The sequence below is a fragment of the Actinokineospora sp. genome (assembly GCF_050699995.1).
GTDB lineage: Bacteria > Actinomycetota > Actinomycetes > Mycobacteriales > Pseudonocardiaceae > Actinokineospora.
Window position 1 is genome coordinate 1 of the sequence record NZ_JBOHGC010000012.1, and the last position, 8,550, is coordinate 8,550.

The 8,550-nt window shown below is 69.0% G+C and carries 9 protein-coding genes and 2 pseudogenes; 2 read left to right on the forward strand and 9 right to left on the reverse strand.

Going from position 1 to position 8,550, the window contains the following annotated elements; genetic code table 11:
• From ACRDSQ_RS00540 to rplM, 5 genes and pseudogenes are all read right to left on the reverse strand, one after another.
• Positions 1-2,003 (reverse strand): annotated as a pseudogene (locus ACRDSQ_RS00540) (hypothetical protein); the annotation flags it as partial.
• Entirely contained in the window at positions 2,000-2,329 is a 330-nt protein-coding gene (locus ACRDSQ_RS00545; protein WP_431417796.1) for a hypothetical protein, read from the reverse strand. The pseudogene ACRDSQ_RS00540 and the gene ACRDSQ_RS00545, both read right to left, overlap by 4 nt.
• A gap of 301 nt (positions 2,330-2,630) precedes the next feature.
• Positions 2,631-3,965, reverse strand: a complete 1,335-nt coding sequence (glmM, locus tag ACRDSQ_RS00550; RefSeq protein ID WP_431417798.1) for a phosphoglucosamine mutase — start codon at positions 3,963-3,965, stop codon at positions 2,631-2,633.
• A gap of 112 nt (positions 3,966-4,077) precedes the next feature.
• Positions 4,078-4,674, reverse strand: a complete 597-nt coding sequence (gene rpsI / locus ACRDSQ_RS00555) for a 30S ribosomal protein S9 (RefSeq protein WP_431417799.1) — start codon at positions 4,672-4,674, stop codon at positions 4,078-4,080.
• Positions 4,671-5,114, reverse strand: coding sequence for a 50S ribosomal protein L13 (gene rplM, locus ACRDSQ_RS00560; protein WP_091382579.1), 444 nt, complete (start codon positions 5,112-5,114; stop codon positions 4,671-4,673). Before rplM ends, rpsI begins: the two co-directional genes overlap by 4 nt.
• 368 nt (positions 5,115-5,482) lie before the next feature.
• On the opposite strand from rplM, the pseudogene ACRDSQ_RS00565 reads away from it, so the two are divergent.
• Positions 5,483-6,025 (forward strand): annotated as a pseudogene (locus ACRDSQ_RS00565) (AfsR/SARP family transcriptional regulator); the annotation flags it as partial.
• 301 nt (positions 6,026-6,326) lie between these two features.
• Positions 6,327-6,605, forward strand: coding sequence for a hypothetical protein (locus ACRDSQ_RS00570; RefSeq protein WP_431417808.1), 279 nt, complete (start codon positions 6,327-6,329; stop codon positions 6,603-6,605).
• 77 nt (positions 6,606-6,682) lie between these two features.
• On the opposite strand, the gene ACRDSQ_RS00575 is transcribed toward ACRDSQ_RS00570, so the two are convergent.
• The 4 genes from ACRDSQ_RS00575 to ACRDSQ_RS00590 form a co-directional block, all read right to left on the reverse strand.
• Positions 6,683-6,976 carry a WXG100 family type VII secretion target gene (locus ACRDSQ_RS00575; protein WP_431417801.1) on the reverse strand — a complete coding sequence of 98 codons (294 nt, stop codon included), beginning with the start codon at positions 6,974-6,976 and terminating at the stop codon, positions 6,683-6,685.
• Positions 6,977-7,040: 64 nt separating this feature from the next.
• Complete coding sequence (locus ACRDSQ_RS00580; RefSeq protein WP_431417803.1) at positions 7,041-7,352, reverse strand: WXG100 family type VII secretion target; 312 nt, start codon at positions 7,350-7,352, stop codon at positions 7,041-7,043.
• 261 nt (positions 7,353-7,613) lie between these two features.
• Positions 7,614-7,973, reverse strand: coding sequence for a hypothetical protein (locus tag ACRDSQ_RS00585; protein WP_431417804.1), 360 nt, complete (start codon positions 7,971-7,973; stop codon positions 7,614-7,616).
• 7 nt (positions 7,974-7,980) lie between these two features.
• A partial coding sequence (locus ACRDSQ_RS00590; RefSeq protein WP_431417806.1) for a type VII secretion-associated protein occupies positions 7,981-8,550 on the reverse strand: 570 nt, incomplete at its 5' end.

Sequence of the window (8,550 nt, forward strand, 5' to 3'; positions counted from 1 at the left end):
CCGCCCGCACTGGCCAGGCCCGCTTCGCCGGATCCCGCGGCCTGCACGTTCTCCTGCGGGCCGGGCTGCGCGTCGTCGGCGATGAACGCGCCAGGTGCGCCCCATTGGCCGCCGCCCTCGGTGCCGAGGCCCCCGGTGCTGGCTGCGAAGGTGGCCTGCGCGCCGTCGCCCGGTGCGTACACCGGCGCGGCCTCAGCCTGGACGAACCCCTGCTGCGGGCCGTTCGCCCCCGGCACACGCTCCGCCTGCGCGAACGCCTGCCCCTGGCCCTGCCCATGGCCCTGGCCCTGGCCCGCCGAACCTGCCGGATCGGTCCCGGCCGACCCGCCCATGACCGTGCCCTCCGGGGCGTCGTCGAAGTCGAGCGTGTACGTGATCGGCTCGCCCGTGCCGCCGTCGACCGTGACCAGGATGGTGTCCGATGAGCCCGGCGCCATCTCCGCGGTGATCGTCAGATCGCCTTCGCTGATCACCGCTTTGCCGTCCGGGCCTGCCATGACCTGCTGCGCCAGGTCCTGCGCACCGCCCGCTGCCACCGGACGCCCGTCCGGGCCGAACGCCGTCGCGCCGCCGCCGACCCCTGACTGGCCGGGCAGACCAGGCTGCCCCGGCACGCCGCCCGCGCCACCCGAACCGCCCGCGCCGAAGTCCATTTCGTAGGTCTTGGGCTTGCCGGTCCCGTCATCCACGGTGACCTTGACCTTGCCCGCGCCATCCGGGCTGCTGACGGCGATCTCGTTCGCGCCGTTCTTGATCGTCACCGTCTCCGCGGTCTGCGGCTTGACGGGCTGGCCGGTAGCCGGATCGATCGGCAGACCAGTCGCCGGGTCGATCGCACCGGCCGGGGTGGTCGCGCCGGGGTCGGGCACCGCGTCGACCTTGAGGGGTTCCGGCATCTTGATCTCCGGCTTCGGCCCACCACCACCACCACCACCGCCGCCACCGGGATTGCCACCGCCGCCACCGCCGCCAGACTTGTTGCCTGGTTGGTTGCCGTCCTTGTCGTCGGGCGTCTTTCCGGGCGTGTTTCCGGGCTGGTCTCCGGGGTCGTTCACCGGTTTGGGGGGCGCGATCTTGGCGAACGGGTCGGTCGGGCTGCCTTCGCCCGCTTTGCCGACGGTGTTCAGCGTGTTCACCGACTCATTGAAGGTCTCGAAGTCGGCCTTGACCGCGTCAACGCAGGCCTTGATCCTCTCGCGCCACTGGGTGACGACCTCGTTGTACTGCGAGGCGAGATCATTGAGCCAGCTGACCGTTTCACTGATCTCTTTCCACAGTCGAAGCCCGGCGGGGAAGGGCCCGACATGGTCGAAGGCCAGGTCAATGGCGAACTCATCGTCCTCGTTGGCCTTGTCGATGATCGACTGCAGGGTCGGGAAGCCACGGCCCACTATGTCGTTCAGGCCGCCGATCTTGTAGGCCTTGTCGTTGAGGTCTTCGACCGGGCCGTAAATGGAGATGAAGTTGGCGCCGCGCTGGCCTCCCTCGGCGAAGTCGGCCAGCTCGGTGACCGCCTCGCGCGTGTTCTGCCACAGACCCATCATCGCGCCGGACAGCCTGGCGTTGCTGTCCTGGAAAGCCGTGGCCCCGTTCATGACCTCAGTGAATTTCTTGCCCGCCGCGGTCGCCGCAGGCCCCTGCCAAACCTGACCGATCCCGGTCTGTGTCGCGTTCATCGCCGTGATGAGTTCGCTACCGACCTGGCCCATCTTGGCCATGCGGCCGTACCCGTCGTACATGTGGCCGAAGTTCATCGTCTCCAGCTTCGGCAGCTGCTTTTCCTCGTCGCCGTCCCCGTACTTCCAGGCCCCCCAGCCTCCCCTGGCGTACGGGTGGTCCTTCCAGCCCGCATAGAGCCTGCCGAGCTTGTCGTGGCTGAGCAGCTCGACCAGTTTGTGCGAGCGGTTGAGGATGTTCTTGGCGGTGTCGTTGGGGTTGACACTCGGTGGCGCCTCGTCGGTGATCGCGAAGATCGCGTCCGCCGATGCGATGATCCCGGTCACGCCCATACCGCCGATCCGCTAGCCCCTAGGGTCGCGGCCGTCTGGGCCTCGTTGTCCTGCTGCAGCCCCGCCGCGGAGCGCAGCGTGGAGTCCGTCGTCTTGATCAGCGTCGCGACATAGCCGAAGGACTTCGCCAAGCTTGCCACCGCCTCCAGATACCGGCCGCCTGCTCGCGAGGACGCAGGCAGCTGACCGAAGTCGGGCTGCGTCATCAACCCAGCCCCGGCGAACGCCGCGGCCGCGGCCAGCGCGTCGGCCAGCTCACCTAGTTCCCTGGCGATACCGACAACCGCGTCCGGATCCATGATCACGCCATCTTTTGGCATGGGCGCATCGGGCATAACTCCCCCTAGCCTGACGAAGTACCGAATCAACACAACTTTGACGCACCAACCGCACGGCCGGTGCCTTCGCGTTGGCAACCAGTAATTTACCCAGGTGGCTGGGCCGCCGCTGAGGAACCGGCCGATCAACGCCGGGACGAGCGACGCACGGGGGACGATCGGGGGCAAACCGGTCGCAGTCGGTCAGCGGCGGGAGGCTCGACGGGCGGCGATTATCCCGCCCACGATGAAGATCCCGAGCACGATCAGGATCAGCGCTTCACTCAGGCCCAGGCTCATGGGCTCAGACTACGTCGGCGACGACCTTGGACAGGCGCTCGGCGGCGGACTGGGCGGTCTGGTGGGTGGGGGCTTCCACCATCACCCGGACGAGTTGTTCGGTGCCCGACGGGCGCAGCAGGACGCGGCCGGTGTCGCCGAGTTCGGCCTCCACCGCCGCGACAGCCTCGCTGACCTGTGCGGACGCGGCGACCGTTGCCTTGTCGGCGACCTTGACGTTGATCAGGACCTGGGGCAGCTGGGTCATCACGCCCGCCAGCTCGGCCAATGACTTGCCGGTGGCGGTAACCCTGGCCATGAGGCGCATGGCGGTCAGGAGGCCGTCGCCGGTGGTGGCGTAGCCGGGGAGGAGGACGTGGCCGGACTGCTCGCCGCCCAGGGAGTAGCCGCCGTTGCGGATTTCCTCCAGGACGTAGCGGTCGCCGACGGCGGCGGTGCGCAGGGCGATGCCCGCGTCGCGCATCGCCAGGTGGAGGCCGAGGTTGCTCATGACCGTGATCACGAGGGTGTCCTCGACGAGTTCGCCCGCGTCCTTCATGGCCAGGGCGAGGACGGCCATGATGTGGTCGCCGTCGATGACGTTGCCCGCGCTGTCCACGGCGAGGCAGCGGTCGGCGTCGCCGTCGTGGGCGATGCCCAGGTCGGCGCCTTCGGCGAGGACGGCCTCGCGGAGCTGGTCGAGGTGGGTGGAGCCGCAGCCGTCGTTGATGTTCTCGCCGTCGGGCAGGGCGTGGATGGCGATGACCTCGGCGCCCGCCTCGCGGTACGCCTGCGGAGCCGCGGCCCAGGCCGCGCCGTTGGCGCAGTCGACGACGACGCGCAGGCCGTCGAGGCGGTTCGGGATGGACTTGAGCAGGTGGGCGACGTAGCGGTCGTGCGCGTCGGCGATGTCGTAGACGCGGCCGACGCCCGCGCCGGTCGGCCGGGGAGCGGTGCTGTTCAGGCCCGCTTCGATCTCGTCCTCGATGGCGTCGGCGAGCTTGTGTCCGCCCGCGGCGAAGAGCTTGATGCCGTTGTCCGGCATGGGGTTGTGCGAGGCGGAGATCATCACGCCCAGGTCGGCGCCGAGTTCGGCGACGAGGTAGGCGACGCCCGGGGTCGGCAGCACACCGACCTGCATCACGTCGGCGCCCGCCGAGGCGAGGCCCGCACACACGGCGGCCTGCAGCATCTCACCGCTGGCGCGCGGGTCGCGGCCGACGACGGCCACCGGTCGGTGGGAGCGGTCGTGTTCGGCGAGGACCCGGGCGGCGGAGGCGGCGATCGAGAGCGCCAGCTCCGGGGTCAGGTCGAGGTTCGCGAGTCCACGCACTCCATCGGTACCGAACAGCCGTGCCATCGAGGAGAACCTCCGCTGCGCTGGGGAGAGGAAGAGAACGGTGAAAAGACCGACGGGAGCAGCATCGAACGTGCTGCTCCCGCCGGGTCGTGCGTGTGGCTGACGCGCAGGGTCAGCGCTTGCTGTACTGAGGCGCCTTGCGGGCCTTCTTCAGACCGTACTTCTTACGCTCCTTGGCCCGCGGGTCACGGGTCAGGAAGCCGGCCTTCTTCAGGACCGGGCGGTCCTCGCTGTCCAGCTCGATCAGCGCGCGGGCGATCGCGAGGCGCAGCGCACCGGCCTGGCCGGTGATGCCGCCGCCGTGCAGGTTGGCGCGGATGTCGAAGGATTCCGGCTTCTCGACGGTCACCAGGGGCTCACGGATGAGCTGCTGGTGGACCTTGTTCGGGAAGTAGTCCTCGAGCGACTTGCCGTTGAGGAGGAACTTGCCACTGCCCGGGGTGATCCGGACGCGGACGATGGCCTGCTTGCGGCGGCCGACCGTCTGCGCGGTCTCCGAGGTCAGGTGCGGAATCGCCGGAGCGTCCGCGACCTCGTCGGCGGCGGGGGTCTCCTCGGCGACGGCCTCGTCAGCGACGGGGGCGTCGGCCTCGACGGCCTCGACGGCCTCGGTCTCCGCAGCCTCGGTCTCGACGGCCTCGGGGGCTTCGTCGGTCTCGACGGCGGCGACGGCCTCGTCGGTCTCGGGGGTCACGGCGTCCTCACTCACTTGACGACCTTCGCAATCTCGAACGGCTTGGGCAGCTGGGCGGCGTGCGGGTGATCAGGGCCTGCGTAGACCTTGAGCTTCTTACCCTGGGCGCGGCCGAGCTTGGTCTTCGGCAGCATGCCCTTGACGACCTTTTCCAGCAGCCGGTCGGGGCGAGTGTCGATCAGTTCACCGAAGGACTGCTTGCGCAGGCCGCCCGGGTAACCGCTGTGTCGGTAGGCGAACGCCTGGTCCCGCTTGTTGCCGGTCAGGAGGACCTTCTCGGCGTTCACGATGACGACGAAGTCGCCAGTGTCCATGTGGGGGGCGAACGTGGGCTTGTGCTTGCCTCGCAGGAGCGTGGCAACATGCGTCGCGAGACGGCCGAGCACCACGTCCTCGGCATCGATCACGTGCCAGGCGCGGTCGACCTCGCCGGGCTTAGGGCTGTACGTGGGCACGGGTCTACCTCATCGTCAACTTGCGTCATGGGTGTGCGTGCGGGCCTCACCTCTGGATGGGGTCACCCAGAGGCGCGCAACGCGGCTCGACTCGCGTTCGACCAGTCGAGCAATGCGCCCCGCGCCGCACAACAAAGTAAGAAGATACCGGGTGGCACAGCACAGGGTCAAAACGGGTCCCCCAGGGTGGCCCTGGCGTGCGGATCGCCACGCTGAGCGATCACCCGCACACGACTCCGACCGCCGCTCGCACCCCCAGGACGAGCGACGGCCGGAGCCGGGCACGAAGTGCCCCCGGCGAGAAGCATCTGCGACCATCCCTGTGGGCGTCTTGGACAAACCTTTGAATCCGCTGGTCGGAGGGTCGTTTGGAATTCAGGCTGTTCGGCGCCGTCGAGGCCCGGCTCGACGGGCGCCGCGTCGATGTCGGACACGCGCGACAACAGCTAGTCCTGGTGGCGCTCCTGGTGGACGCGGGTACCCCGGTCCCGATCGACGCCCTGGTCGAGCGGGTGTGGGGAGACCAACCGCCGTTTCGGGCCACATCGACGCTCTACAGCTATGTGTCCCGGCTGCGCTCCGCGCTGGGCGCCGCGATCGCCCGCGAGCGCGGCGGATACGTGATCGAGGCCTCACCAGCCGACGTGGACGTCCACCGGTACGCGGATCTGCTCGCCGAGGCCGCCCGGGCCAGGGGCGAGGCGGCGGTCGCCCTGTTCGACGAGGCGGCGAGGCTGTGGCGGGGAACACCATTCGCCGGATTCGACGTCCCCTGGCTGGTCCCGCTCCGGGAATCCCTCGACGACCAACTCGCCGCGCTCGCGTGCTTCGAGGGGTGCGGGTTCGATGTCGGGGCCGCGAGCGCGCTGAGCAACATCGGTGTCACCTACGACGATCTCGGGCAACCACGCAAGGCCGCGCAGTCCCTGCACCAAGGGCTCGCGCTCGCGCGCGAACACGGGATGACCGTCCTTGTGGGCAAGACCCTGGCGAACCTCAGCACGGCGCACGCCAATCTCGGCGAGCTGGCCGAAGCCGTGAGCTGCGCGAGCGAATGCATCGCGATGGACGGGCCGGACGCCGCGGCGGACATCCGGGGTGCGGCGATGATCAGCCGCGGCGGGGCCTACCGGCTGCTGGGCGACTACGACGCCGCGTTCGCGGACCTGCGCGCGGGAAGCGCGCATAGCGCACCACGAACAAGCCGTCCAGTTGGCCGCGGAATCAAAGCAACACGGGTATGGCGCCGACGCACGGACAAGCCTGGCCCGGGCGCTGCTCCAGCTCGGCGATGCCATGACCGCGGGAGACGAGGCCGAAGCCGCGCTCGCGGTGGCGATGGAATTGGAGCTCATGATCGTGCGGTGCCGCGCTCACCGCGTCCTCGCCGAGGTGAACAAGCGGCTCGACAGGCGGGCCGCCGCCTCGGCGCATCTGGCGGAGGCGCGCTCGATCCAGCGGATCACCGGGTACGTGCCCGAGGCCGGATAGAACAAACCCGAGTGGGGCCCAGGAGTTACCTCCGGGCCCCACTCGGGTGGTGTAGCGCCTAACTCAGCGAAGCGGGTTTACTGCCACTTGGCGGCATTGGCCTTCTCGGTGGCCTCGTAGGCCTCATTGGACTGCGACACGGCCGAACCGATCGAGGCGAGGACCTGACGCAGGTCGTCCTGCGCGCGCTCCCACTCCTGCTGCTTGGCGTGCCAGGCCTCCTTGGCGGCACCCTCATAGCCCGCCTCGAGCGGCGCGAGGCGCTGCTTGAGCTCGCCGAGCAGGGTCTCGAGCTTTCCGGCGGACGAGGACAGCGCCTGGGAGGCGTTGGCGACCTCCGCGAAGTTGACCTTGATCATGTCGTTAGGCATTGTGATTTCTCCCTTAAATCAAGTCTTGGCTAGCGGAACGAAGCTGAAAGAAGAGCGGGGCAGGTCAGCCGCCGAGCACGTTCGAGATGTTGGACATCGACTGCGCGGCCTCTTCTTCCTGACGGGCGTAGGCCTCGTTGGACGACTTGAGCTGCTCGGAGATGCCCTGCAGCGCGTCGAACAGCTTCGCGGCGTCGTCGTCGAAACGCTGCATCAGCGTCTGGAACGCGGTCGCGGCCTGGCCGTGCCAGTTGTCGCGCAGCGGGTCGAGGGCGCTGCGGAGGCTGGACAGCACGCCGCGCGACTCCTCGTTCACGCCGTCGACGTCGACAGCGGCCTTGGCCATCTCTTCGAGCGAAATTCCGTAACCGGCCATTGGGAAGTAACCCCCTGGTTAGTAGTTGGTCGTACATGTTCTTCGTTCGTACAACCCTTACGACGGAACCCTGCCAGGTTCGGTTCCGACTCGGTGCCAGGATCAGGCAGGTAGTTGCTCTAGTGAACACTGTTTCCAGGAACCCGCAGGTCACAGCCGGTTTCGCCATCGCGAACGCGCCCGAACGTGGTTCACAATGGCGAATTCGGACCTGATTCGACGGGCCGGGGGGCGCTTTCAGCGAAGGTTTCCGCGGCGAAGTCAGCCGCGGAAAAGCACGGAGTGCTGGGAGAAGTCATCGTCATCGTCGTCCGGGCGGGGCGCGTGCTCGGGCTCAGCCGGTTCCACGACGCGGTCGGCGTCGGGCGGGAACTCCGTGACCGGGAGTCCTTGGGCGCGGCGCCATTCCTCGGCGGCCGCGCGGCGGTCCTCGTCGGTCCGCTCGGCCGGGGCCACCTTGGACTTGCCGATCCGCTTCGCCAGGTCGTCGTTCTCGGCGCGGAAGTTCGCGGACTGGTCGCGGGCCTCCGCGGCGGCGCGGCGGGAGCGGGTGACCGCGGCGGCGAGGTCGGCCCGGTAACGGGCGACCGCCTCGGCGAATCCCTGGTTCTGACCGGTCATCTCCACCTCATCCCTCGATGGCCATCGTGCGGACCACCGATTCGCAGGCCCCGCGCACCTTGTCGCGACCGCTCTCGGTGTACTGGCAGCCGACGCTGACCTGCGCCTTGCCCTGGTACAGCACGTACCAGTCGACAGTCGCCTCTTTGCGGTCGAGCCGCTCGCGGTAGTTGACGACCTCGCGGCCGCCGAAAGTGGCCTTGTCGTCGAAGTCCGAGAACTCGGCGCCGCCGGACTCGAAGTCCTTGCGGAGCTTGTCGACGGCTCGGGCGCGGTCGGTGTCGCTGTCGAAGACGAGCCGCTTCTCCTCGACGAGCACGAGGTCGTCGCCCCTTTCCGCGCCCACCGGTTTGATCTCGGTGCGCAGCAGCCCGGGATTGCCGCCGGTCTGGATCCAGCCGTCGGGCCGGGTGAAGCGGTACTCGTACTGGGCGATGACGGGTGCCGCCTCCGCGGGTGGGGTCTCGCGGCCCAGCAGCACCACGGTGGTCACCGCGATGGCGGCGACTACGACGAGCGCGGCGGCGACAAGCAGTGCGGCGCGGCGCGGCTTCGGCGGAGGCGGTGCGTGCGGCGG